This window comes from Sphingomonas sp. UYAg733 (assembly GCF_054057355.1).
This window is the reverse complement of sequence record NZ_JBSRZE010000004.1, coordinates 30,483-57,124: the sequence shown is the minus strand read 5'-3', so window position 1 is coordinate 57,124 and position 26,642 is coordinate 30,483. Positions and strand designations below refer to the sequence as shown.

Sequence of the window (26,642 nt, the reverse complement as noted above, 5' to 3'; positions counted from 1 at the left end):
AGACTTATGCGGGCAAGTCATCTGGATGCACGTCGCCTGCATCCGCGAGGTAGCTAGAGCATCTCTCTTACACTGATACGCTGACGGATTTGCTGTCCGCTTTGGCACAGTGTCACTGCTAAGGCGACAGTCCGCAATCGGCCCAGCTCCGGTCAACAAGGGATCGCCTCGCAGACGTCTGGTATTGGGTTCGGCAATTGGTCGTGAACGACCGCAATAGGGTGGGAAGCTGCCATTGATCAGCACTCACAAATTCCAGAACACAACCCTGGCCAGGCACCGCTGCTCTTCGCTCGGCGGCGCGAGCATACGTTCGTTTAGGTAGGGATCGACGGTGATCGGGCTGACGGCAGCGAGCAGCGGCGCGACCTCGCGGAGAATGGCCTCGCGGTAGGCACGGGACTGAATCGATGCGCGCTCCGCCGCCAGCTCCGCAACCTGCAGGCGGTCGAAGAAGCGGCGGAACAGATCCTGTATCCGCTCAAGCGGATGCTGGCACGGCAAGCTGGTATAGCTCGCCATCGCATCGGCCTCAGCATCGGCGCTGACGGGAAAACGCTCATCCAGATATGCATCGCGATTCGCCGCCTGCGCCGGATCATACTGGATGTAACGGCAGCACTTGCGCAGGAACGCGAGTTCGGCGTCGGGACGCAACCATGCCTCGAACCGGAATCCCTGTGTCCAGCCCGGCTGGCCGACCACGGTCGAGCACTGGTCCGAGCGCTTGCCAGCCTGCTCGTAGGGGCTGGAGCGGCGCTTGCGGTCGCAATCGGACTCGTCCAGCTCCGCCAGCGCGCCGGTCAGGCCATGTTTGCGCGCGTACAGCCGCTCGACCTCATCACGCAGGCGCGGATTGTCGATGAGCGTCGGGACGACGACCCTGGCCCAGGCATCGTCCGATCCACCGAGCTTGCTTTCGCGCTGCAATATGCTGCGTGCCGTCGGCAGGCAGATGTTGCTGGTGATAAGGACCGCCAGATGGATGGTCGCGGTGTCCTGCCGGTCGTCGGTGCCGAGACCGCGACGCCCCGGCTGGCGATAATCGCCTTCCAGTCGTTCAAGCTGCATGTTCTCGATCATCTGGATCAGCGCGACCGCCGCGAGCATCCCGGGCTCCACGCCGAGGAAGTAACGCACCGGCATCCCGCCCGCGACCGCACGCACGCCGCGATAGCGCGGGCGGAACACCGCGCTGCCGTCGAACGCGGCGGCGATGCGTTTGGGCTGGTCGGCGGTGTCCTGATCCATCGTCGGATGCAACGCGCGGATGTGCGCCGCCGCGCTGGCGATGAACTTTTCGGTCTCGACCAGCGCTACCCCGGTCAGCGATGAGCAGCCGAGCAGCGCCGCCTTCACGCTGTCGCGCGTCACACCCCTGTCTGCCTTGAGGCAATCGATGATCTGGAACACCCGCTCGAACTCGCTCATCAGCGCGGTGCCATACATCAGACGGCGGAGGCGGCTGGGAATGTGGCTCTTCGGATTCGACGCCGGTAGGTCGGCGCTTTTCATCTTGCGACCGAGCTTCCACGCAGCAGTAAAATCGCGCCGCCATAACGCGACGGACAGCGCCGCATTGGTTGTCTGAAGCGCGACCAGATTGTCGCGATGAATCGCCGTGCTGAACATCAGCAGCGACAACTGCGTCTCGTCGGTGACGTGGCGGGCGTCGTGATCGACGAGATGGATTAGCTCGGGGTCTTCGCCCTTCGGGATCCCGAGTACCTCACGGTCTGCGGCACGCACGTCGCTTAGATCGCGGCTATAGATCAGGTGTGGTAACGCGAACGGGCTGTAGAGCGGGCGCCAGCGCAGCACGCCGTAATAGTCGGTCTGCCGCTTGCCCGCTGGCACCGGCACGCCGTCGATGGTCACGACGATGCCATCGAACGCGAACCCTTCGAGCTTGGACAGCTCAATGACGATCGCGGTTTCAGGCGCTGGTATCAGGTCGCGGTCCCCTGCCAGCTTCGTCGTCAGGTCGGTAACGACCGGATGCCCTACCACGAGGATATCTCGGATACCGGGGAAGCGGATCGCCGCGTTCGCGGCGCGCTGCATTTCGGCGGCCGGCACCATGCCCGTGTCCGGGTCTGCACCTTCTGCGAACCATCCACCGGGGTGGCGAGCGAGCCGGTGGGCCGAGCCCCACGCGCCGCCGAACGGATAAACCATCTCGGTCGCTCTGGTGGAATTGAGCTGCTCGCCATATAACGGCCCTTGAAATACGGTCACGATGTCTTCCTCTTCGACCGCCAGTCGGCGGCATAGTTGGTCCATGCGGCATCCTCGCGGGCTATGTCCTCGCGCTCGAACCGCTCCAGATCCCCTTGTAGGATTCTGAGTCGCTCCCAAGAAGCGATCCCAGAATTAATCGCTGCGTATACAGCGTCGGGCGCGCTGTTGCCGGTCAGCGCCGGACGCAATTCGGCCAGTTCTTTGGCAACGCCCACGACCTCGCGCTCGATCGCCAACGGGTCGGCGAGCCGGTGTGCGTGGCCCGCGCGATCGGCCCAGGCGAACCAGCCACCATCGCCCTGACCGCCGCGCGCGAAGCGGGGCTGTTGATCCAGCCACGCCTTCGCTTCGCCGCGCGATGCCGTGTGCGAGGGAGCGGTGCGCGATGCGCACGCTGCGATCACACGACGCTGCAGATCGGTCATCGGTTCGGCGAGCAATTGCGTGCGGGTCGCTGGTGATCCGGCGGTCACAACGGTGAGCCGGTCATGCTCCCCATGCAGCGCCACGACCAGCTGAAAGTCGGCGATCATCGCCGGCAGCCGATCGATCTGCTCGGCGAGCTTCGCTGCTTCCGCGCGGGTAACGGCGACGGCATGCTCGTTCCAGCGGCCGAGATCGTGGCGCAACTGCTCGAGCCGCGGTTGGAACTTGCCGATCGCGGTGCGTGCCGGGTCGCGGATCATGCGATCCGGATGGTCCAGCATCGCGACGTAGCGATCCTTCTCCTGTTCGATGGCGGCCACCTCGGCCTCGATCTTCGCCGGGCTATCAAGCTCGTGCCGCTCGCCCTCGCGGTCAGTCCAAACGAACGCACTCATGCCACGAACTCGCGATAGTTCATGTTGGCGCCGTGCGCCTCCAGCCAGTTGGCAGCATCCCCGCGCGACAGATGGCCAGGCACGTCGATCCCACGCAGGCGACAGGTGACGCGGATCATCCAGCGCTGGTCGCGCGTCATCCCTTCTTCGCGCCACGCGCCTTCGAGCCGGAACTCGGCATCGCGGGCGAGCCACTCGGCGCGATCCTCATCATAGGCGGCGAGCCGGCGGGTCCAGGTCTCGTACAACCCGCGCGCCGACAGGTCGCGGTCATGGCGATCGATCATCATGACGATCGCCGCACCGAACGACACCGACGGGTCGGTGTCGATCAGCTCGTCCATGTCGGCGCAGACCTGATCGGCCCAGAACGCGAGCAGCCCGGCGAGTGCATCAGCGTCGATCGCCGACAAACCGATGTTCACCAGCACGCCACCGAGTGCGATCTTGTTGTGCACCTCGCGCGGCTCGGCGACCACGGTCTTGTAGCGCGGTGCGATCAGCGCACGGCGGCGCTCGTCGATCGCCGCGCGGTCCTCGCCGAGCCGGGTGATCCTGGCGTCGGCATCAGCGAGAATGTGGTCGATGTCCGGCTGGCCATCGGCGTTTTCGTAAATTTGCGAATCCATGCCTGTTCTCCTGTGGAAGCGGCATAATCGGGTGATTCGGGCAATGATCCTTTCCGAAGCTAACTCCGGAAAGGATCATCGAATCAGGGGAGCTAAGGTTGGGGGGCTAAGATTGGCGCAAGAAATGTTTCACCGATGGCGAACCTTTCATCACCCTCCCGGGCTCCTCGGAACGCCCCCCAACGCAAAGGTCATCTTTATGTCGATGCGCTCGTCGGCGACGATTTCTGCCGTCAGTCGAAGCTGACCACCCACAGCGCCAACACCTTTGCAAAGAAGAAGCTCGATACTGCGTCCCAGTCGCTCCAACTCAGGAACGAGAGCCGAGAAAAGAAGGCGCGCCAAGTCGAGATCCGCGCCTGGCGGGCGGCCGAGCGCAGCATCGCTGCCGAGCTTCGCGAAAGCGATCAGCGCATTCGCCTGATGTGGCGATCACTCAAAACCAGGGTGCGGCCAGAGAAGAAGGTCAGGCACACGCCGCCGAAGGAGCGGCAGCGCCATTGGCCTTACGCTTCGGTCGCGCTGCCCAAATACGACGGCCCCGTCATCGACCGCCAGGGTCAGCGCGGCGTATTTCTGCGAATGCGATATTACTCGCGTCGCACCGCGGAAGCCGGCGTTTCACAGCGCGTCGTGAAATATTGCTTCAACGGCGCCGCTATCGATCCGGACGGCAATCCCTATGTCGCCACCAACGTGGGCGTCACGATCGATGAAGCGCTGTGCGGGTTCGACCACCTCGAGCAGGTAAACTGGGCGGCGGCGAAGAACGCCAAGTTGCTGATGCACGGCATTCTCGCGGTCGATCACCGCCAGTCGCCGGACGAGATGATGACCTGCGGCCTGCGCTGGGCCGAGGAGACGCTCGGCCGGTTCGATCTGCCGTATTTGGTGACATTGCATGCCCCGCCGCCGGACGGCGACCAGCGCAACTGGCATTTGCATATCTTGTGGTCGTTCCGGCCCATGGTCCGCACCGGTGACCATGAATGGCAGGTCGCCGAGATGCTGCGCACCGATCTCGACAATCCCGCGGCCATGAAGGTGTTCCGCGAGATGTTCGCGAGCGTCATGACCGAAATGTCGTTCGAGGCCGGGCAGAACCAGGTCTGGACCGCGAAGAGCAATGCCGATCGCGGCCTGCCACACGAGCCGCAGGTTCATCTCGGTGCCGCCAAGACCAACCAGGCGCGCAGCGGCGAACATGTCGCCGAGAACGAAGAAAACCATGAGCGGGTCATGCGCTCGAAGGCGGCGGTGATCGACGATGCGCTACGCCATGCCGGCGAGGCGCTAACGAAGGCGCAGAATGTCGCCCGCGCTGTTGTTGCGCGGTTTGCCCAGTCGCCGATGCTGCCCATGCGGGTCCCGGAGCGGGTGGTCGCCGCGACGATGGCGCTGGACGGGCCGGCATTCGGGAACGTGCCACGTCTGTCGTTCGCGTCTGCAGTCGTGCCGGCGATGGTTCTTTGGGACAGGGTCGAGCCTGCACAAGTCACCGGATCGATTGAACTTGTCGGGCGTGAGCCGCCGCGTAGATCTTCGATTACGATCCCGTCGGGGAGGCCGTCGCGACCGCTTCCGCGCCCTGCGCGCGCCAAATTCGCAAATTTGCGAATCCGATCGCTGTCGCCGGCAAGCACGCAGAGCCTTGGTTCGGCAGCCCTGCCAGCGGTGCGCCCACGCGTGGGCGCGCTATCGCTAGTGGAATTGCGACCTTTCGGCGCGCCCCGCATGGTGCAAACCGACCATCTCGCCGTCATGCCGGCAGTCATCGCCCGGTCGGTCATTCCAAAATTGCCGATCATCCTATCCGGCTTGGCATCACGATCGATCTATGATGTGCCGGTCGAGCAGGTGCCGGGCCGATCGATCGTCACGACATCGATACGGATGCAGGCATCGATCGGTCCGCTTCCCGTATCCGCAAGTTTCGATACCATCGATCGCGTAATCGACCGCGCCGCCAAGGCGACACGGCTCGGCGACGAACGTCGTCAGCGCCAGCGCGATGACGCCGAACGTCTGGAGCGCGACGTCAGGGCAGCCGACCAAAGGCGAACCCTTGATCTGCTGCTGCGCGCTATCGGGAACGAGCGCCATTATCTCGCCGAGAAAGAGGGCCGACGGGCCGTCGATGCCGCGCTTCTTGCGCGGTTCGGCTTGTCGGGTGATGACGTCGCGGTGGGCGACGTGCAGGCACAGCTCGAACAACTTGCTCAGGTTCAGAACGGTGAGCTGTCACGGATCCATGCCTATGTCTCGGGATCGCCGGATCACTTGCACCAGGACGGCGGGCATTGGTCGCTCGACGAGCGCGCGCCGGCCGATGTCCGGAATCTCGTGACCGCGTGGCGCAACGATAGCACGTTCGATGCAGCCCTCGGCCGCCTTGCCGGGGCGAGAGCCAAGGTCGCCGCCGAAGCAGCAGCGCCGACCGTGGAGAATGTTCCTGGCAGTGCGTGGCGCAAGGCGCGCGCGGCCCGGGATCGTGCCATGGCGGCCTGGGGTGCGAACGAGCGGACCGATGGCCGCGGCATGCCCCGGCCCGGTCAGCAGATCGATCGCCCGGGGATGACGCAGGAACCGGATCTGTCGGACGTGGCGCGCCGCTCGCGGCCTGTTCCGGATCGCGGATTTGGCGATTGAGCTCAGCCGGGGGTATCGTTGCTCGCCGACGGTCGATCCAGTGCATCGATCCGCGCGTCGCAGGCCATTACGGCCTCCGCCTTGATGCCGTACATGACCCCGTGAAACTCGACGCAGAAGCATTCGAGCCGTTCGGCGCCGGTTTTGTCCGCTAACCGGTACCAGCGGGCCGACGGGCATACCGCGCAAACCGGAACTCGCGTCATGGCCTCCAGTAGTGCTGGCGCGCCGATCAGCGTGGGGCCGAGCAAGGATTTGTTGTTCTCCAGCAGGGCGCGGTCGTCATCGGTCATGCAAACCGGCATACGCGGCGAGTTTTAAGATCCGCCTATCGCCTCGAACATCGCGTCGCGCACAGTTGATACTGTTTTGAGACGGACGTGGAAAAGGGACTGGGGATCAGTCCTGTCGATCAGGGTGAAGGATGGAAAAAAGGTGCATGGCGCGCCGGCCGTCCGGTCACCTTGATCAGCCCCGCGGGCCGCAGCCCGCTTTCAACCAACGAGGTGCAGATATGCGCAGTTCAACGCGCGGAGCCGGTGACGTGCGCGTCCCCGGCTCGATCCTGGCTTATGACATCGAGACGATCTCGCCCCAGCTCGAAGATGGATCGTTTCCGCCTTGGCCGACCCATCAACCGGTTGCGATCGGCTTTGCGGTAGCCGCGCGGGTCGGTGACCGATGGACATTCGACATCGACGCGCTGGTCATCACCCCGGGCGGCACCGACGAAGCCATGATGATCCGCGAGGCGGATCGGCGGATGGCTGCGGCGCAGGGTATCGCATCGTACAACGGCCGTCAGTTCGATGCCCTCGTTCTCCGGCTCGCCGCTCAGCGGCAACGGCTGTGGGGATTGCAGGCGCTCGCCGACCATGCGGCCGCCAACCGTTTTGGTGGCGAGCATGTCGATCTTGCAGACTTATATTCGAGCCACGGACGCAAGGTATCGCTCGCCTCGATCTGCGATGAAGTCGGAATTCCCGTGAAAACCGATGTTGCCGGTGGCGATGTTGCGGCGCTGTGGGAAGCCGGCGAGGCGGAGCGCATCCGCCTTTACGTCATGGAAGATGCGGTCGCGACCTTGTGCCTGTACTTCGCATGGGTTGCGGCACGCGGTGCCGACGAGAGTCTCGTCACGCGGCCGATGGCAGCGCTTGCGCGACATATCGAAGTGACGCCGGACCTGCATCATCTGCACGCCTTCGTGGATTGCTCGCTGATGCACTGGTGCCGCCCGCGTGCGCTCAGGGCCGAAATCGGTGCGGCACTCGCCCGGGTCACCAGTCGGCTTCATCGAGAGGAGGGTGAGCGCGCCTTCGTCTCCTGATCTTCCCGTCCATTAACGCCCAGTCGGCCCGGTCATCTTCGCGATGGCCGGGCCGCTTTCATTTCGAGGAACTTGCATGACCATTGATACCGTTGTTCTCGCGACATCCTGGATCCACCAGACCGCGCTCCGCGAACGCCCGCCACGTACGCTGCTCGTCGGCGCGGCGACCCTGACCCTTCGCTATCGCTTCGGCGGCGCGGGGTTCGATCTTGCGGCGCACAGCACCACCGTCACCGACGACCCGGCCGAGACGATGTCGTGGCTGGCCGATAGCCTCCACGGCCCGCCGGCGCGGTTGCTGCTATGGCGCGCGGAAGACATCGTCGTGCCCTCGCTCATCGCCGCCGCCGAGACGGCGCGCGACACCATGGCGGCCGCGAAGATGCTGCGCGAACTTGACCGCGTTTTCACCGGCGAGGTGATCGACGTCGCCGAAACTTATGGCGGCATCAACGCCACATCGTTCGACGCGATCGCGCACGGTGCCGGCACCCCCGTCATACCGATGACCCGGGCCGATCTCGCCGAAGCCCACCGCACCGGCAACCACGGCGCGATCCGCGAGCACCTCGCCGCACGGGTGAAGGCGATCTGGCAGCTGTGGCTCGCCAGCCGCGAAGACACCGAGACGCTGATAGCAGCGACCGACGCGTGGCTTGCCACCCCGGACGCGCAGGTGCGGCTGTGATGCGGGTGGTGGATGGCAAGCCCTATGTCCGCCCGTGCCGCTCGATCCCATCGGACTGCAACGAAACCAACGAGTGGATCGCATCGATCGGCACTCTCTATGAGCCGCTGACCGCACTGATACCGCTGGCCGGAGCATCGGCGCTGAAACCTGGCCGGCACCGAGGCGTGTCGCGCATCGCAGCGGCGCTGCTCGAAGAAGCGCCGTGGATGGCGCCGGCGATCGACCGGGTCGCCGACCAGGCGGCAATGAGCCTGTGGGCGGGACGGCCGTGGTTGTCGCTGCGGCCAATGCTGCTGGTCGGTCCGCCCGGTGCCGGCAAGACGCATCTGGCCCGGCGGCTGGGTGCATTGTCCGGGTGTGGCGATGCGGTGCTGTCGTTCGCTGGCGTCAACAGTAACGCCGAGCTCGCCGGCAATCCGCGCGGCTTTCGCCACCAGCAACCATGCTTTCCGGCGATGGTGATGCTGCGCACCAACACCGCCAACCCGGTCGTCATCATCGATGAAGTCGAGAAAGCATGCACCGGCAGCACGGGCGATCCGGTCGCCACGCTGCTGGGCATGCTCGAGCGGTCGACCGCTGCGCGGTATTTCGACGGCTGTCTCGCGGCAGAGATCGACCTCAGCCACGTCAACTGGGTGCTGACGGCAAACCGAGTCGACGGCCTGCCGGCTCCGCTGCTTTCACGGGTCGATATCGTTGAGGTGGCCGGTCCCGGGCCAGAACATGCCGAGATGATCCTCGCGGCACTTTGGCGCGATGTCGCACGCGATGCCGGTCTGCCGCCATCGGCGCTGCCACGGATCGAGGCCGCCGCCGAGACGATGCTCCTGCGCCTGTTCCGCAACACGCGCTCGGTGCGCCGCCTGCGCCGCGCGATCGAGGCACTGGTTGCGGTGTCCGCTCGGCACGTGCCGCGGACGCTCAATTGAAGGAAGTCGACGTTGTGAAGTCACGGTTGGGCACCGTGGAAGACGGGAAAAAAGCTCCGGCCTGCAGGCCGTCACCAAAGAGGAACGACAGATGGAAATGCTGCTTCACCACCAGAACATGATGCTCGCGATCCGAAAGGAAATGGGCTGGCCGGCGTTCAAGCCGGTCAACGACTGTCTGGCGTTTTCGTCCGGCAAGGAGATGGATATCGAGAGCGGCATGGAGATCGCCCGCATCGCGCAGATGCTGGGCAAGGACGTCGTCTATTCCGGCTGGGCCAGCAGCAAGGCAACCGAGCCCGCCGGATTGTGCGTCGCGTATCGCGAGATGTTCAGCGTCGATATCGTCGATCGGCTGGTTCCCTACGCGGCAAACGACGACGCGCCGTTGCCGCTCGTGAGCGCCCGCTCGGACGAGTATTTCGTGGTCGATCGGCGCGGGACGCTCCAGCGTGTGCGGGGAAAGCCGAAGGACATCGGCGCCGGTCGCAAGCTGGCGATGAAGCGGATCAAGGCCACCGCCGCGACCCTGGGCAGCGAGATGCTCGGGACCAACCGCTTCGTAAAACCGGGTGCATCGATCGAGCCGGAAACACCGACCGAAACCATCGTTCGCTTCGGCTGAGTGCCATCCCCCTGTCCTGGAGAATTACCATGAAGATCGACCTTCCCGCCAAGCCGCGTATCCCCCGCAGCTATATCATCCTCGACCTCGAATCCGCCGTCATGGATGACGTCGGTCACCGCCGATACCAGGCGATGGAACGCTGGTCGCCCGGACCGGACGACCAGCACAGCCGCCGCGGCTATCAGCGGCATGAAGATCCGCTCAAGACCCCGCGATGGGTTTTTCAGCGTGTCGTCACGGCCTCGGTGATGCGCCTTGCCGAACATCCGGACGGCAATGTCGAGATCGCCGCGTTCGAGACCTTCTCCGCACCGGATCACGACGAGCGGGCCGTGATCGCCGGCGTGCTGCAAGTGCTCCACGACGCACCCAAGGGTACGGAACTGATATCATGGGGCGGGGCGATGCATGACCTGCCAGTGTTGCTGGGCGCGGTGCTGCGTCACAAAATGACATTACCGGAGGATTGGCGGTGGATGGCGTATGGCGGCGACGGGCGGGTACACCACGTCGATTTCGCGCGTGTGCTGACAGGCGGCTTCAAGATGAAGCCGATCCATCAAGCCGAATATGCCGCCGCGCTCGATATTCCCGCCAAGATATCCGCCGCACCGTTCATGGTCGCCAGGCTGATTGAGCAAGGCCAATGGAACCTGGTCGCCGAAATCTGCGAAGGCGACGTCATCACTGGCGCCTGCCTGCTGATCCGTTGGCGCCGGTTGTTCGATGACCGGGCCGAGGTTGACGCAGCCGAAGACCGGCTACTGCGCCAGATCGGCGAGCTGAAGCCGGATCGCGGTTATGTTGCGACCTTGCAGGCTCGGCGTGACGCCTGCTTCGGGGCGCAACTTGCGCAGGCTGCCAACGACGCCATCATCTTAGCGCCGTGGTTGAACGACGAGGCAGCATGAACTGAGATGGGCGTATCTGGAGCGAAATTGAACGACTCCAGATACGCTGCTCAGATATTCACATGTTCGCCAAACTGACAGCCTTCAGATCTAAGAGCCCGACCGAAAATTGAGTTGAACGATTTCAGTAGCTTGTGATTCACCGGGTGTTGCGAAGACCACGAGGATCACATGGGCTGGACTGAAACCGCTCGGCGCGAGCATGACAGAAGGGGGCTGCGCTATGCAAGCGACTGCACCGATGCAGAATGGGCTGTTGTCCGGCCATTATTGAGGCGAACCACCAAGGTGGGACGCCCGCGCAAGCACAAGGCGCGGACGCTGTGGGATGCGATCCAGTATATCGCCACGACAGGATGCCAATGGGCGCAACTGCCCAAGGATTTCCCGCCCTTTACGACGGTGCAGTATCATTTCTACCGGATGCGCGACAACGGCCTGCTCGATGTCATCAACGCAGTGCTGGTGGCATGGGTGCGGGTATCGGAAGGTCGCGAGCCGGCGCCGACCGCGGGCGTCATCGACAGCCAGTCCGTTAAAACCACCGAGGCGGGTGGGCCGCGCGGCTACGACGCGGGCAAGAAGATCAAGGGTCGTAAACGCCACATCGTGACCGACACGCTCGGCAATATGCTCGAAGGCGTGGTGCATGGCGCCGATGTTCAGGACCGCGACGGGGCACCCGGCCTGATCGAGCGATCCTGCGACGCGTATCCGACACTTGCCAGGCTGTTCGCCGATGGCGGCTATGCCGGGCAGAAACTCGAAGCCGCGGTCGCGCACATCGATCGGCTGACCATCGAAATCATCCGGCGCTCCGATCTGACAGGCTTTGTCGTCCTACCCCGGCGCTGGGTCGTCGAACGCACTCTGGCGTGGCTGAACCGGTGCCGTCGCCTGGCTAAAGACTGGGAAGCCTCCATTGCATCGTCCGAGGCATGGATCGTCGTCTCGTCCATCAGGCGAATGACGCGCCGTATTGCCAACCTCGAATTATGAGTCGGGCTCTAAGTTTTCGGAGTATTTTCACAGCACGGATGGATTACCGCTGGATCTGGCTGAGATCGGATAGGCGACGAGGCCGCCTTATAGCCGCTCGCACTGCCGACCGCTGCAAAAACATGCGCCATAGCCGCGGCATGATGAACAGCGGTCGGCTCCTTGGTCTCAGTTGTGTGTTCTCGGTCGGATCTGAATTCAGCCCTCCAAGCATCGGACGGGAATGCGCCGATGTCATTCGCTTCGAGGCTGCTCACACCCGGCTCGGCATCGACGATGTCGCTCGGGACTTCGAGGTGTGGCGGGCGAAGCGCTGGGACGGGAAAATGACAATGCACGGGGTCCCCAAAACGTTGCTCGGTCCCTCGAAGTACTGCGTGTCTTCGGCGTGATAGCAGCGGCGGAATCGGCCGCCGACCTGGGTGCGCCTAGCGCATTCGGCCCAGCGCGCAGCCGCCTGATTACTGGATCGGCGGTGACGGAGTAATGCGAAACCACTTCATTGCGGCGAAGATCACCGGTCCTGAATACGTAGGATCGGGCAGCCTGAGGGCAAAGTTGCAGCTTCAGCCGCTCGCCGTTGCATTTATTCGACCAATTTGAACGCAATAATCGCGCCGCTGAGGTTAGATTGCAATCGACGGCGGCGCCGGTTCATGTCACACTTTCAAACGAAGAGAGATAAAGAGAACCGCTTCCTAGGAGCTGCGTGGCGTAGTGAGTACCGAGCCCGACGCTTCCCCCGAGCGCGTTGTGTTGGACAATGGTCTGGTTGCCTTTGCGACCGTGCTGGCGATGCATCGCGTCGCCGTCGATCCCGACCAATTGCGCCATGCGCTTGGTCATTTTAATCCAGTATCGGCAGGCGATCTGTTGCGTTTGGCAAAGCGACAGGAAGGGGTCCGTGCGCGAGCGATCGTCACGTCCTTCGATCGTCTGGCGCACACCCCTCTACCTGCGCTGGCTGAAGGACCGGATGGCTGGTTCATCATAGGCCGCGTCGTCGAGGACAGCGTGCTCATCCAGCGCCCGGGTGCCGCAGCTCAGCGCGTAGATCGGCTTTCGGTTGAGCAAATCTGGTCCGGTACATTGGTCCTCATCACGACGCGGGCAGGCGTGGCCGGAGCCGCCGGTCGTTTCGACATAAGTTGGTTCATTCCGCAGATTGTTCGGTATCGCCGGTTGATCGGAGAGGTACTGCTGATCACGTTGGGGTTGAACCTCCTCGGGCTAGCCGCGCCGCTGTTCTTCCAGAACGTGATCGACAAGGTACTCGTGCACAACACGCTGGCGACACTTCAGGTATTGTCGGTCGGGTTAGTCGCGGTGTCGGTGTGGGAAGTTGTATTCGGATGGCTGCGCACGCGGCTGTACTCCGAGACGAGCCAGAAACTCGACGTCGAGCTAGGTGCTAAGCTGTTCCGGCATCTGCTGGGACTGCCCCTCTCTTACTTCGAAGCACGACGCGTCGGCGACACCGTCACGCGTGTTCGCCAGCTGGAATCGATCCGCGAGTTTCTGACCAACGCCTCGTTATCGGTACTCGTCGATCCGGCGTTCACGATTGTGTTCCTCATTGCGATGTGGATCTATTCGCCGGCGCTGTTCTGGGTCGTGGCGCTGACCATCCCGGCCTACGCCTGCGTCTCGCTGTTCGTTACCAAGCCGCTCCGCGCGCGCCTGAACGAGAAGTACGAGCGGGGTGCGGCCAACAATGCGCTGCTCGTCGAAAGCGTATCGGGGATGCAGACGGTCAAGGCCGCCGCCGTCGAGCCCCAATGGCAGGAGCGGTGGGAGCGGCAGCTCGCCGGCTACAGCGCCGCCAACCAGCGCGTGATCAATTTGGGCAATACCGGCAGCCAGGCGGTGCAGCTGATCTCCAAGCTCAGCTTGGCGGCGATCCTCTATTTTGGTGCTGGCCAAGTAATCGCGGGCGCGATGACGGTGGGCGGGCTGGTCGCGTTCAATATGTTCGCGCAGCGCGTGTCGGGGCCGGTCATTCGCATGGCGCAACTGTGGCAGGACTTCCAGCAGGTGCGGCTGTCGATCGAGCGACTGGGCGACGTGCTCAATTCGCCGGTCGAGCCGGGGATGGGATCGCGCATCGCTTTGCCCCAACTGAAGGGCGCGATCCGGTTCGACGGCGTGAAGTTCCGTTACGGTCTGGACGGACCTTGGACGCTCGACGACATCAACCTCGATATCCCGGCGGGCGGGACTTTGGGCGTCGCCGGATCGTCGGGATCGGGCAAATCGACGCTGACCAAGTTGCTGCAGCGGCTCTACACGCCGGCGTCGGGGCGCATCCTGATCGATGGCGTCGATATCGCCCAGATCGACCCGGCGTGGCTGCGGCGCCAGATCGGCGTGGTGCTCCAGGAAAACCTGCTGTTCAACCGCACGATCCGGGAAAACATTGCGCTCGCCAATCCTGCCATGCCGCTCGAAGCTGTGATGGCCGCCGCTGAACTGTCCGGCGCACACGAGTTCATCTTGGGGCTGGCGCAGGGATACGACACGTTGATCGAGGAACGCGGCGTCAATCTCTCGGGCGGCCAGCGGCAAAGAATTGCGATCGCCCGCGCGCTCGTCACCCGGCCGCGGATCCTGATCCTCGATGAAGCCACCAGCGCGCTGGATGCCGAAAGTGAAGAGATCATCCAGATGAATTTGAAAGCGATATCGCGCGGACGGACGGTGCTGATCATCGCGCACCGCCTGTCGGCGATCCGGCAATGCGATCGTATCGTGACGCTGGAACGCGGGCAGACTATCGAGATCGGTACGCATGACGAGTTGCTTCGCGCCAATGGTCGCTATGCCGGACTCCACCGCCGCCAGATGGGCGTACCGGGCGCAATACCGGCATGAACATGCTCACACGCAACTGGCAGGTCGTTCGCGATTCGCTCGCCGACGAGCGGTCGCGCAAGACATCGGTGTTCAAGAGCGATGAGGCCGCGTTCCTACCGGCCGCGCTCGAAATTGTCGAGACGCCGGTGTCGCCGACCGGCCGGATTACAGCTTGGGTTCTGATGATCGGGCTCGCTGCGACGATCGCTTGGCTGGTGTTCGGCCAGATCGACGTGGTCGCTTCGGCGCCGGGAAAGCTCATACCGGCCGACAGTGTAAAGCTGATCCAGCCGGCCGAAGCCGGCGTCGTACACCGCATTTTAGTGCGGGAAGGCCAACGCGTGCGCGCCGGGCAGCCACTGGTCGAACTCGATCCAACTATCTCGTCCGCCGACACCGCGCAGGCACGAAAGGCACTCGAAACGTCGGAGGTGGATGCGGCGCGCGCTCGAGCGGTCCTTGGAGCGCTGGACGGCCGGAGCCTGACATTTGTGCCGCCGCCTGGCACGCCGCCTGAGGTCATTCCGACTGAGGTCGCATTGGCCCGCGCCGAACTGGCCGACATCACCGCAACGGCACAGACCAATGTTGCGCGACGCGATGCGGCTGGCGCAGCCAGGCGCGAGGCCCAAATCCAGGCGGCGAAGCTTACGGAGACGATACCGCTGCTCGACGAACAGATTGCGGCGAACGAACAACTGCTGGCAAAAGGCTACGTCTCCAAGCTCAGGGTCATCGAAATGCGCCGTCAACGCCTGTCGACGGGGCGTGATCGCGACGCGGCGATTGAGACTGCAGACAAAGCCGCCGCCGAAATGGCCGCCGCCAATGGGGCGATCAAACAGGCTAGCGCGGAAGCAAGAGTGAGGGTGCTGGGAAATTTGGTCAAGGCTGAGTCCGACACTCGAATGCGTCGAGAGGAACTGACTAAGGCCACACAAAAGTCGAGCTTGCAAACTCTCGCTAGCCCGGTCGATGGCACGGTTGCGCAGCTCATTGTTCACACCGTCGGCGGCGTCGTCGAAGCGGCCAAACCGATCATGATTATCGTGCCGACAGGCGGCTCGCTGGTTGCAGAAGTGAAGATCTCCAATCGCGACGTGGGTTTCATTCGCGTCGGTCAGGAGGTCGCGGTCAAGGTCGAAGCGTTTCCGTTCACACGATACGGTACTTTTAAGGGCCGCGTCGAAAGTATCGGGTCAGACGCAGTCGAAGACGAGAAGCTGGGGCTATTATACCCGGCGAGGATAACGATTGATGCGAGCCAAGCGGGGTTGCGATCGGGGAGCGTGAAGGTAGTGGTCGGAATGCAGATCACGGCCGATATCAGAACTGGCCGGCGAAGTATCCTGTCCTATTTGCTGAGCCCGATCGACCAAGCGTCGCAGGAAGCCGGTAGAGAGCGCTAGCGCGCGGGGTCGCGACGGAATGAGTTCAAAATGGCTGAAGTTATTGTAACGTAAAGCATTATAATGAGGCTGACCTGTTGCGATCGGCTCGGAATAGGGGCAGCCTACCCAAACTGGAAACGGGCCCCGAGTCTCTTGGGGCGGCTTGTAGACTGAAGCGCCGATGTTTCCGTAAAGTGCGGAATCAGCATTGGGAGGGCGACGAAACTTATGTCCGATCAGGAAACGACCGTTTATGGGACCGAACTTGGTGATCGCCACACTTCATTTCGTTTATCGCTGTTGCCCGCATTTGCCCTGCCGTTGGCGCTAATTGCTTGCGCCTGCACAAGCGCTCAAAGCGAAGGGGCTATTAAAATGAGTGAATCGAACCCACGCACCGCCGCCGGTACGAGCGATTTCTCCCCTGAAAAGATGGGCTTTCGGCGATTGCAAGCCTTCGAACTTTTCGACTCCATTGCTGGCATAACTCTTTCTGCAGCATCGATCGGAACACAGGGTGTTTCGGATTCAAGCATGTCCTTTCAGGTCGATGGGAGATGGTCGGAATCAAAAATGTCCCTCGTGTCTGAACTGACTCGCGGCCGTTGGTCGATAGCCGACGATAAGTTATGTATGATTCCCGATGACAGAGATGTTCGATGTGGATTTATTTGGGCAAACCTTAAAAAAAAGCAGTTAGTCATAGAATACGAAGAAGCCAAAACTGCGGATCGATTCAAACTATACTCCGTAACGAAATAACATCTCTTCTTTGTTCGGGAGGTAAATATGCCTGACTATAACAGCGTCAAGGACAAGATGAATTTTGGAACCGGATTGAACGCTGGTGATATGAACCAAGCGCTCAAGCGCATCTATGAGCATTCGGCCATAGCCCGAGGTTGGATCGATACTTGGCTCGCGACGCACGCCTCCATAGATTTTAACTACGTCTCAGGGGCATTCGAGGGTCAAGTCCTAATCACATCAGATGCCACCACGGGTGCCATTATTAGTACCGCCGGTACTGGCGTGCTTAACATCGATCCGTCCCGGCTAACCAACGGCGCTTATATTACTCCAACTGGAGAGGCGGTTGCCTATGATCTCGTGACCGCTCTGACACACGAGCTCGGTCACGCGTTAGAGGGTGCTCTCGATCGGCTAACACCGACCGACTTTGCCGGAGACAATGTTAGGTTGGTCAACCCCGCATTTGCCGAACTGGGCTATCCAGAACAGTTATCCTACCCGGGCAATGATCTGGGCGGGGTGCTGAAGATTGGGCGCCAATATTCAGAATCAAACGCAATTAACATCGCTATTGTGGACAAAGGTGGTGTGGTAAATTACCGAGGAATCTCTCTCGACACCAAAAATACCGATATGAATAACTTCGTAGCAAGCAATGATCTTCTGATCGGATACGGTGGCGTAAACGAATACCATGGCGGCGGCGGGAATGACTATATATACGGCGAAGGTCGCGAGGATATCGTCGGCGGTAACGACAAGTTGTATGGCGACGCAGGTGACGACTTTCTCGCAGGCGTAGAAGGCAACGACGAACTCTATGGCGGGGAGGGGCGAGACCGGCTTTTTGGCGGCAACGGTGACGACAGGCTCGCGGGCGGGAAAGGAAACGATTTCCTCAACGGGGGAGATTATCGCGCCTATTCAGGGTTCACGCCGAAAGCGTTGGACGACGACGGTGTGGATACTGCCGATTATTCGGCTCAGAACGCAACCGAGGATTTGACGAAAGGCATCAAGATATCGGTCGGTAGTGCGTCCGTAGACCAAACGTTTCAGGACGAGCCACACTTTTCCAATGCCGTGTTCGTGCACGACGAGGGCCGGGACGGGGCCAACGACACGCTGATTTCGATCGAGAAGATCGTCGGCACTAGCGCTGTCGATACGCTGAAGATCGACAAGCTCAGTTCCTCGCTCGTCGCAGGTACGGATCAACATGGCGGCCTGTATTCCGTCGATCTGAAAGACGGCTCCAGCGAGACGGAGATCGGCGACCTGATCGATCTCTCCGGGCTGAATGAGGCTGCAAAAGTCGACTTAAATACAACAGCCTCATCGGCGTTGGGGGCAGGCGCATTCGTTGCCGCAAAAAACGCCGGCAACCGCGGCATGCTGGTTCAGAATGCCGAGCGCATCACCGGGAGTAAATTTGCAGACCAGCTCAAGGGCGGTGCAAGTACCAATGAAATTCATGGCGGGGATCTGGGCGACGAGATCAAGGGTGGATCTGGCGCGGACAAACTGTTCGGTGACGATGGCGTCGACAAGATCTATGGCGATGACGACACGAACGAAGCTGACGAACTAAACGGGGGAGCAGGCGCAGACATTCTGTATGGCGGGATCAACGATACGGTTATCGACCCCGATGCCGGAGATCAAATCCACTTCCGGACGAGCGACTCGGATGATCCGCTGCTGTCCGGTGGCAGTCGCAAGACGTCCACCGGAACGACCAGCCTAACGGGGTCGTACTACGACTACGCTACCGATATACACTACGATTATGATGAGGCCACGAAAACGCTGATTGTCCGCAAGGGCAGTGCCCATATGACGATCACAGGCTTTGACCAAGGTGAAGCCGGGATCAATCTGAAGACGGTCGCTGCAACAGAGCCCCTAAGCCCTAGCGATACGAACAAGCCGCCAACGGGCACTGATCCACTCGTTCTCGATCTGAACGGTGACGGCGTGAAGCTTACGCCGATCGATGGACCTCCCGTCTATTTCGATTTGAACCAAGACGGGCTGGCCGATCGCGTTGGCTGGGTAGATGCAAATGATGGGCTGCTTGCCCGTGACTTGAACGGCGATGGCCGCATCACTGGTCTGAACGAACTGTTCGGCACCCAGTCGGTCGATGGTTTTACGGTGCTTGCCGAGAACGATTCAAATCACGATGGCCTGATCAACGCGAGCGACGACATCTGGTCCACGCTAAAAATCTGGCGTGACGCGGACGTCGATGGCGACACCGATACCGGAGAACTGACGTCGATTTCCGATTACGGGATCACGTCGATCTCGCTGAACGCGCAACCCGTTGATCATTCTTCAAACAACAACCTTCTTGCCTTCAGTGGCAGCTACACGCTCGCTAACGGTTCCACACGAGAGATCGCGGCGGCTTATCTGCAATTCAGTCAGGCGACCGCGACGGAAGCTGGCGACGCGGATTATCCCGACGTCGTTTACGATCTGCCCGAACTGACGGTTGCGGGCATCGCCGGCACGCTTCGCGGCGCTGCGGCTGCCGACGCGACACTTCTCGGTGAAATCCAAGGATTGGTAACCGGCGCTCGCGATCTGAATTCGACCGAGTTCCGCGACGCTTTCGAGACGGTGTTGCTCCGCTGGGCCGGTGTTGACACGATCGATCCGTATTCGTCCGGCCAATATGCCAATGCTCAGCACGTTGCTTTCCTGCAAAATACTGGCGTCGTGTCGCCGTTCTTGCGACAGGCGGATGGCACACTTGTCGGCGGCGCGTCCTCCCCGACTTGGGGCCCGATAATCGAAGACGCGTTCGACAAAGCGGTCGATAATTTGCTCTTCCGCTTCGCTACTCAGCTCGCGACAAGCGAAGGCCTGTTGGGCATTGACGCTAACGCAACGATGACGGGATGGTATGCGGGGCTCTATAACGGTTCGCACTACCGTGCCGACCGTGACTTCTTCTACACCAGTGGCAAAGAAATCGGGTACGGCATGGGTCTGTCGGCCGCGCAGGTGTCTGATCCGCTGAAATATTTTGAAGCCGTTGCTCCGCTTGCCCGGAGCCTTGAGCAACCGCCGGGGCCATTTTTCTATGGCTATGCTTGGAATGCGGTAGAATCCGACTTTGGGGCCGGTCTTCAGCTTGGCGGCGTGACGGATGCTGCGCTTATCGAGTTCGCGACCGACCGTCTGCACGGCGTGGATCATCCAATCCAGATTGGCACGAGTGGGGACGACTATCTGTCGGCGGCACCAGACAAGCCAAATATGTTCATGGGCGGCGCGGGCGATGACACGCTAAACGGCGGCACATTCGCCGACAATTACGAATATTCCCTCGGAGATGGCAACGATGCGATCAACGAGACAGCCGATGGCGAGGATGTCGCACCGCGTGATCGCCCGGTCGATCGACTGTTGCTCGTCGGCATCAATCGAGCCGATGTCGATGTTTCCGTCAGCGCAAGTAACGCGGACGACATCGTCCTTACGTTTGCGGATGGTGGTTCGATCACCCTGGCGGGTCAGCTGGCCGGTAATGGGATCGAGGAGATCGTGTTCGCGAATGGCGATCGTGCGACTGCGGGCGATCTCGCAAGCCTCAGCTTGGGAACGGCGCCATCGAACGACGCGGATATCATTACGGGAACCCGCTTCGATGACGTGCTGAACGGCCTCGGCGGGGACGACCATATCGATGGCGGAAGCGGCAATGATCGTATTACCGGAGGCCTCGGCGACGATACGCTCGTGGGGAATTCTGGCGACGATACGTATAGCTACACCGCAGGCGATGGTAACGACGTCATCGATATCCAGCAGAACGACGCCTATTCCGCTTTTACCAATCCGATTGCCGATTTCGAAGTACTCGAGCTTCATGGCATTTCGCCTGACGATGTGACGATCCACAAAAATGGTCTTGGATACGGACTCACCTATATCTTCGGCGGTGCGCAGCCGGGCGGCATCACGGTCCTCGGTGGCGACAACGATATTGGCATTGACGAAGTTCGATTTGATGATGGGACAGTGTGGAACCCGCATACCATCAAACTGAAGATGATCAGCGGTCAGGCAACTGACGGCGACGATCATATCATCGGAACTCCTGCACCCTACAACACCGACGGTTATTATGGCGGGCAGGACGAGCTCATCGGTGGCAAAGGAGATGATATTCTCGAAGGCCTGAGCGGTCAGGATACGTACCGCTATCGGCTTGGCGACGGGAATGACACGATCATCGACGGCCAGGATCTCGCCGGCGTAAACACCCTGTACTTTGATGATTTGATGCCTTCCGACGTTTCGTTTTCGACGATAAACGGCGCCAATGTCGATCTCCTCATTACCGTCAATCGACCCGAAGGCGGTTCTATCCGTCTCACCGTCGGTCCAGGTGGCGACGAACTTAGCTACGGCTCGGTGCTGTCGGGGGGCTTGATTTTCGCCGATGGATCGACGGTCTCTCTAGGCGACGTCATCAAACACATTGCCGAGACCAGCGCGACATCCGGCGACGACCGGCTGCTTGGGTCCGGCAACGGCGACGTCATCAATGGGCTCGGTGGCAACGACTACATCCACAATGATGGGCCCGGTGTCATCGACGGCGGCGAAGGCGACGACGTGATCGAGGCGTGGAGCGGGCAAGTCACTGGCGGACACGGCGACGACATCATTCGTTTTGCATCGAACATCATCTATAGAGCTGGTGACGGCGACGATGTCATCGAACCCGGTCCCGAAACGAATGTTGCTCTTGTCGGAATCGACGCCGCGAACGTGACCTACGGCTTTGCCGATGATCGGCAGTCGCTGATCATCCAAGTGGGAGGCATCGACCCCGGTTCGATAAAACTGAACGGAATCTTTGGGGCGCTCCCAGCGACAATTACTTTCGATGATGGCTCGTCGCTGACGAGCAACGACATTGCCGCTCTGCTTGCGCCCACAACTGGCACGAGCGGCAACGACACGATCCTTGGCGTCGCGAGTTTCAGCGATACGATCACCGGCATGGGTGGCGATGACGATCTGTCGGGCGCACTCGGCAACGACACCTATGTCTACAATCCCGGAGACGGGGACGATACCATCCACGATGGTGGAACAGCCTACGAGCGCGATGTCGTCCTGCTTCACGGGATCGCGACATCCGACGTTACGGTCACACGCGACGGCAACGACGCTGTGCTGTCGTTCGGCATTCCCGAGCAGGGTTCGGTCCGTCTGGTCGATCAGTTTCTTGGCGGCAATATCGAGCGCATCCTGTTCGACAACGGCGAGCGCTGGACGCAAGATGAACTCGTTCGGCAGACTGTATTGTTCGGTCAGGACGATACCCTCGCCGCGACCAACATGGACGACTCGATCGAAGGCACCGGACTCAGCGAAACGATCGAAGGAGGCCTTGGCGACGACGTCATTCATTCAGGTGGCGGACACGATGTCATCGTGTTCAATCCTGGCGACGGTCACGACAGTATTGAGGATCTGACCGATCTCAGCATCATTCGGCTCGGCGTGAACGCCGACGATGTGACAGTGGTCGAGAACAATCCTCCGAACTCGTTCGGGCCACTTCAATATTATTTCCTGATCAACTCGACGGGCGAAACCATCACGTTTGCCGAGGGGAGCCGAACGCCGTTCGTCGAATTCGCCGATGGTTCGCGCTGGTCGCCCGACGACGTCCTTTCCCACATCACCGTGCTAGGCACATCAGCGAGCGACGACCTCCAAGGGCTTTTCGGTCCCAACAACGAAATCTTTGATGCCAAGGGAGGGAACAACGACGTTGTGACGCCGTGGGGCGGATCCGACACCTTCCGTTACCATGCCGGTGACGGCTTCCTGACGATCGATCAGATATACGCTGCAGAGCAGAACAATCAGGACCCGGACCTCGATACGCTCGAACTGCACGGCATTAATCCCGCGGATGTTATCGTATCGTTGGAGCACGCCTATCACGATTGGGGCGGCGACGATGTCACCCACACCGCTCCGCTCGACCTCGTATTCCGCTTCGCGGGGCACGACGGGGCGGTGATTGTCAAACGCGCCTATCACGAGCAGTCATGGATGCCCGCCGTCTCAGCGCTCGAGCAGGTGCGCTTCGACGACGGGACCGTCTGGAACCCGACAGACATTGCAGCACATGCCGGCGTTTACGGTACCGAGAATGCTGATATCCTTTTCTCAAGCGATGTCGGCGGCGGCATCATTCGCGGCGGTAACGGTGATGATCGCATCTTTGGCATCACCGCTCACGATGAAGTCCATTGGGCCAAGGGCGACGGGAATGATCGGCTAACGCAGATCGAGGGCGCGGGAATACTGGTCCTCGATGATGTTGAGCCGAGCGAGGCGCTACTGGTGCGGAGCGGCAACGATCTGCTGCTGACGATTGGCGACGAAACCATTACAATCGTCAACCAAGTCGCTCCCACCTCTTCTTATCTCCAGACGTTGCCTGACGGAACGCAGACGCGGATATTCAACGAAACAGGACTTCGTGCCATCGAATTTGCAGGCGGATCACAGCTTACGCGCCAACAAATTTACGAGCAGCTTCCCAACACGGGGGATGCAGGGTCGAACTATCTGTGGGGGTCGCGCTGGGCGGAAACGATGAGCGGTCTTGACGGCGACGATTTGCTAGAGAGCCAGGAAGGCAATGACACGCTGGATGGCGGCAATGGCTACGACACCTTGAGCGGGGGGGATGGCGATGACCTCCTGACCGGTGGACTGGGCGACGACAACCTCAATGGCGGGGCCGGCTCTGACACGTACCAATGGTCGCCCGGCGACGGCAACGATCATATCAAAGATAAGGGCGGCCGCTACGACGGCACGGATACGCTTCGCCTGAGCGGCGTCACAGCGGACGACATCGAACTTGCTCGAATCGAGACGGCATCGACCGACCTTCCGTACGATGCACTGCGTATAACGATCAAATCGACCGGTGAAGTCATCACCGTCGATTCGCAATATCTGGTCGACTTGCTTGCCAACGATTTCCTGAGCCGGTTCGACGGCAATCGCGACAGCTGGGAGGATGGGGGATGGGGTGACCGTGGCCCGCTTGGGAGGACGTCGCTCGACGGCGAGGGTGATGGCGGCGGCAGCGGTGCGACCTATTCGCTCACCGATATTGTCCGCGGCATCGAGCGCATCGTTCTCGACGACGGTACGATCATCGATCCGTTCTCGGACACGATCGTGCGCCGTGTGGACGGCACCGAATATAACGATCAGCTCGAAGGAACGGTGGCCGATGAGACCTTTAGCGGCGGCGCGGGCTTCGACACGATTAACGGTTACGGCGGTACGGACACCGCAATCTACAACGGCGATGCGGCCGACTATTGGATCTCGCGCAATCCAGACGGCTCGCTAACGGTCGAAGACAAGACCGGTGCCGAAGGCGTCGACACGCTGACCGGCATCGAGATCCTGAGATTCAGCGACGATGATGTCGCCGTGACGAGCGTGCCGGCGTTGGGGACCGAAGCAAACGACGTGATTACCGGCTCGGTTCGCGATGACATCCTTTACGGGTTGGGCGGCAACGACCAGTTCACCGGCGGGGCGGGCAATGACTTTGCCGATGGCGGAGATGGGGTCGATCAGGCTCGCTATGTGGGGTCGTCGACCGACTTCTGGGTAAGCCTTGACGAATATGGGAATGTTGCCGTGGTCGATGCGACCGGCGCCGAGGGTTCCGATCTCTATCAAAATGTGGAATCGGTCTATTTCGCCGGTGACAACGTCACAATCCAGGTCGCCGATTTGCCTACGCAGGGGACGTCGAGTGACGATACGCTGAGCGGCACCGCCGGTTCGGACGTGCTGTTCGGCTATGACGGGAACGACACCATTTCCGGCTCGGACGGCAACGATCTGCTGGGCGGCGGAGACGGCGACGACGTCATCGACGGTGGTATGGGCAATGACCGGGCGCAGTTCGATGGTCCTTCGAGCCACTACCAGATGGGCCTGACCCCCGAGGGATCGGTGGTGGTCAGCGACACTTGGAGCGGTGGAGGGCGGGACGTTCTGACCAACGTCGAAACGCTCTATTTCGCGGGTGACCACCGGGTGATCGGGACCGCCGACCTTCCGGCCCTCGGCACGGCCGGCAACGACACGATTGCCGGCTCCAGCGACTCCGATCTGCTCTTCGGTCAGGGTGGCGACGATGTCATCACCAGCGGCGCCGGCGATTGGGATATCGTCGATGGCGGTGACGGCGCCGATCAGGTGAACTTCGCCGGATCGTCAACGGACTATAAACTTAGCCGCGAACAGGACGGGTCGCTTTCCGCGTGGAGTGGCGTCGGTCCCGGCGATTTTGACTCGCTGCGCAACGTCGAAACTTTGTATTTTGCCGGTGATGACGTCACCATCCAGGTTGCCGACCTCCCGCCGCTCGGTACGGCCGGCGACGACCTGATCGTCGGAACCGATCGTCCCGAAAACCTGTACGGCAACGGCGGAAACGACGTGATCCGCGGCCTGGCTGGCGACGACTATCTCGAAGGGGCCGATGGCGACGACAGTCTGGAAGGCGGCGGCGGTTCCGACTTCCTATATGGCGGCGACGGCTTCGACACCGCCCAATATGCCGGGACCATGGCCAGTTATTCGCTCAGTACCTATAACGGCTATGTCTCGATCGTCGATGGCGACCCTTCGACCGACGGCGACGACGGAACGGACACGCTCCTCCAGGTCGAGCAAGCGCAGTTCAGCGACGATACAGCGTCGCTCGCGCTGCCGATCGTCCTTGACCTCGATGGCAATGGCGTGTCGCTCGTCAGTCTTGCCCAGTCCACCACCCGCTTTGACTGGAACGGCGACGGGGTGGCCGATCGTACCGGTTGGATCGGGCAAGGTGACGCTTTCTTGGCGTTGGACCGCAACCATGACGGACTCATCGATTCGGCCAACGAGCTCTCGTTCGCGGGCGACAAGGCAGGTGCGAAGTCCGATCTGGATGGTGTGTCGGCGTTCGACAGCAATGGCGATGGAAAACTTTCGGCGGCCGATACGACTTTTGCCGACTTCCGCGCTTGGCAAGACGTAAATGCCGACGGCGTGAGTCAACCGGGCGAGCTTCGACGCCTGAGCGATCTCGGCATATCCGCAATCGATCTCGCGGGTGCAGCGGTCAATCGGTCGTGGGAGTGGAACACCAATATCGTCGTGAACACCGGCACGGTCGAGCGCGCCGATGGCAGTGTGTCCCAGTTCGCCGACGCCGGTTTGAGTTATTCGGTTTCGGTCGCGCCGGCGCCGGAGAACGCGGTGCTATCCGGCGAGGGGAAGGGGCACGATCGGCACTTGCCGCGCGACGTCGTGACTCTATTGCAGTCGCCACGGCTGGTCGTGCCGATCTCGTCCTTGTTCGATCCAGAACTGCCCCGGACACCTTTCGGCCACCTGCAGGCGGCGGCGCAACTCTCCGAACAGATTGCTGCGTTCGTACCTGGTTCGGCGTCGGATTGGACGATGGGCCAGCCGGACGGCAATAAATTCGGCGAGACTTGGCTCGCGGCACACCATCGTTCGGCAACCGGGCCGCAGATACAGGCAAGCGTCTCCGCGTTTTGAGGAGACCGTATCGGTTGAATGGCAGATGTCCGCCACCCTGATCGGGTGGGGCGGAACGGAAATATAACGATGGGTGATGCCGACCCTAATCGAGCATCGCGCGGCGCATTGGGTATCTGCTATCAGCGAAGACACTTGGCTGCACCGGTAGCGAACGTTCCAATGTGGAGGTCGAAGG

Annotated in this window: 15 protein-coding genes; 11 read left to right on the top strand and 4 right to left on the bottom strand. The window is 61.4% G+C overall.

The features are described from left to right. Positions 1 to 246: 246 nt before the first annotated feature. Genes ACVWZA_RS09310 through ACVWZA_RS09300 form a run of 3 tightly spaced genes read right to left on the bottom strand, consistent with a single transcriptional unit; the run spans position 247 to position 3,691 of the window. A complete protein-coding gene (locus ACVWZA_RS09310) occupies positions 247 to 2,238 on the bottom strand; it encodes a hypothetical protein (RefSeq protein ID WP_457310922.1) in 1,992 nt (663 codons plus the stop codon). Then, positions 2,235 to 3,062 carry a hypothetical protein gene (locus ACVWZA_RS09305; protein ID WP_457310921.1) on the bottom strand — a complete coding sequence of 276 codons (828 nt, stop codon included), beginning with the start codon at positions 3,060 to 3,062 and terminating at the stop codon, positions 2,235 to 2,237. The genes ACVWZA_RS09310 and ACVWZA_RS09305 overlap by 4 nt, the downstream gene beginning before the upstream one ends. Next, positions 3,059 to 3,691: a hypothetical protein gene (locus ACVWZA_RS09300; protein WP_457310920.1), complete on the bottom strand. Its 633-nt coding sequence runs from the start codon at positions 3,689 to 3,691 to the stop codon at positions 3,059 to 3,061. The genes ACVWZA_RS09305 and ACVWZA_RS09300 overlap by 4 nt, the downstream gene beginning before the upstream one ends. Positions 3,692 to 3,826: 135 nt before the next feature. On the opposite strand from ACVWZA_RS09300, the gene ACVWZA_RS09295 reads away from it, so the two are divergent. Then, positions 3,827 to 6,340 carry a hypothetical protein gene (locus ACVWZA_RS09295; protein ID WP_457310919.1) on the top strand — a complete coding sequence of 838 codons (2,514 nt, stop codon included), beginning with the start codon at positions 3,827 to 3,829 and terminating at the stop codon, positions 6,338 to 6,340. Positions 6,341 to 6,342: 2 nt separating this feature from the next. On the opposite strand, the gene ACVWZA_RS09290 is transcribed toward ACVWZA_RS09295, so the two are convergent. Further along, positions 6,343 to 6,633 carry a hypothetical protein gene (locus ACVWZA_RS09290; protein ID WP_457310918.1) on the bottom strand — a complete coding sequence of 97 codons (291 nt, stop codon included), beginning with the start codon at positions 6,631 to 6,633 and terminating at the stop codon, positions 6,343 to 6,345. Between the two features lie 221 nt (positions 6,634 to 6,854). On the opposite strand from ACVWZA_RS09290, the gene ACVWZA_RS09285 reads away from it, so the two are divergent. From ACVWZA_RS09285 to ACVWZA_RS09240, 10 genes are all read left to right on the top strand, one after another. Beyond that, entirely contained in the window at positions 6,855 to 7,670 is an 816-nt protein-coding gene (locus tag ACVWZA_RS09285) for a ribonuclease H-like domain-containing protein (RefSeq protein WP_457310917.1), read from the top strand. 76 nt (positions 7,671 to 7,746) lie between these two features. Further along, positions 7,747 to 8,361, top strand: a complete 615-nt coding sequence (locus tag ACVWZA_RS09280) for a hypothetical protein (RefSeq protein ID WP_457310916.1) — start codon at positions 7,747 to 7,749, stop codon at positions 8,359 to 8,361. Then, positions 8,361 to 9,296, top strand: a complete 936-nt coding sequence (locus ACVWZA_RS09275; RefSeq protein WP_457310915.1) for an AAA family ATPase — start codon at positions 8,361 to 8,363, stop codon at positions 9,294 to 9,296. Before ACVWZA_RS09280 ends, ACVWZA_RS09275 begins: the two co-directional genes overlap by 1 nt. Next, positions 9,256 to 9,921 carry a hypothetical protein gene (locus ACVWZA_RS09270; protein WP_457310914.1) on the top strand — a complete coding sequence of 222 codons (666 nt, stop codon included), beginning with the start codon at positions 9,256 to 9,258 and terminating at the stop codon, positions 9,919 to 9,921. Before ACVWZA_RS09275 ends, ACVWZA_RS09270 begins: the two co-directional genes overlap by 41 nt. Before the next feature lie 29 nt (positions 9,922 to 9,950). Continuing rightward, entirely contained in the window at positions 9,951 to 10,835 is an 885-nt protein-coding gene (locus ACVWZA_RS09265) for a hypothetical protein (RefSeq protein WP_457310913.1), read from the top strand. Between the two features lie 171 nt (positions 10,836 to 11,006). After that, the gene (locus tag ACVWZA_RS09260; protein ID WP_457310912.1) at positions 11,007 to 11,834 is read left to right on the top strand and encodes an IS5 family transposase; all 828 of its coding nucleotides are present in this window, start codon (positions 11,007 to 11,009) and stop codon (positions 11,832 to 11,834) included. A gap of 717 nt (positions 11,835 to 12,551) precedes the next feature. Next, a complete protein-coding gene (locus tag ACVWZA_RS09255) occupies positions 12,552 to 14,705 on the top strand; it encodes a type I secretion system permease/ATPase (RefSeq protein WP_457310911.1) in 2,154 nt (717 codons plus the stop codon). After that, positions 14,702 to 16,096, top strand: coding sequence for an HlyD family type I secretion periplasmic adaptor subunit (locus tag ACVWZA_RS09250; RefSeq protein WP_457310910.1), 1,395 nt, complete (start codon positions 14,702 to 14,704; stop codon positions 16,094 to 16,096). Before ACVWZA_RS09255 ends, ACVWZA_RS09250 begins: the two co-directional genes overlap by 4 nt. A 210-nt stretch (positions 16,097 to 16,306) precedes the next feature. Beyond that, on the top strand, positions 16,307 to 16,840 hold the full coding sequence (locus ACVWZA_RS09245) for a hypothetical protein (RefSeq protein WP_457310909.1): 534 nt from the start codon (positions 16,307 to 16,309) through the stop codon (positions 16,838 to 16,840). A gap of 27 nt (positions 16,841 to 16,867) precedes the next feature. Then, on the top strand, positions 16,868 to 26,464 hold the full coding sequence (locus ACVWZA_RS09240; RefSeq protein ID WP_457310908.1) for a calcium-binding protein: 9,597 nt from the start codon (positions 16,868 to 16,870) through the stop codon (positions 26,462 to 26,464). The last annotated feature ends 178 nt before the right edge of the window (positions 26,465 to 26,642 follow it).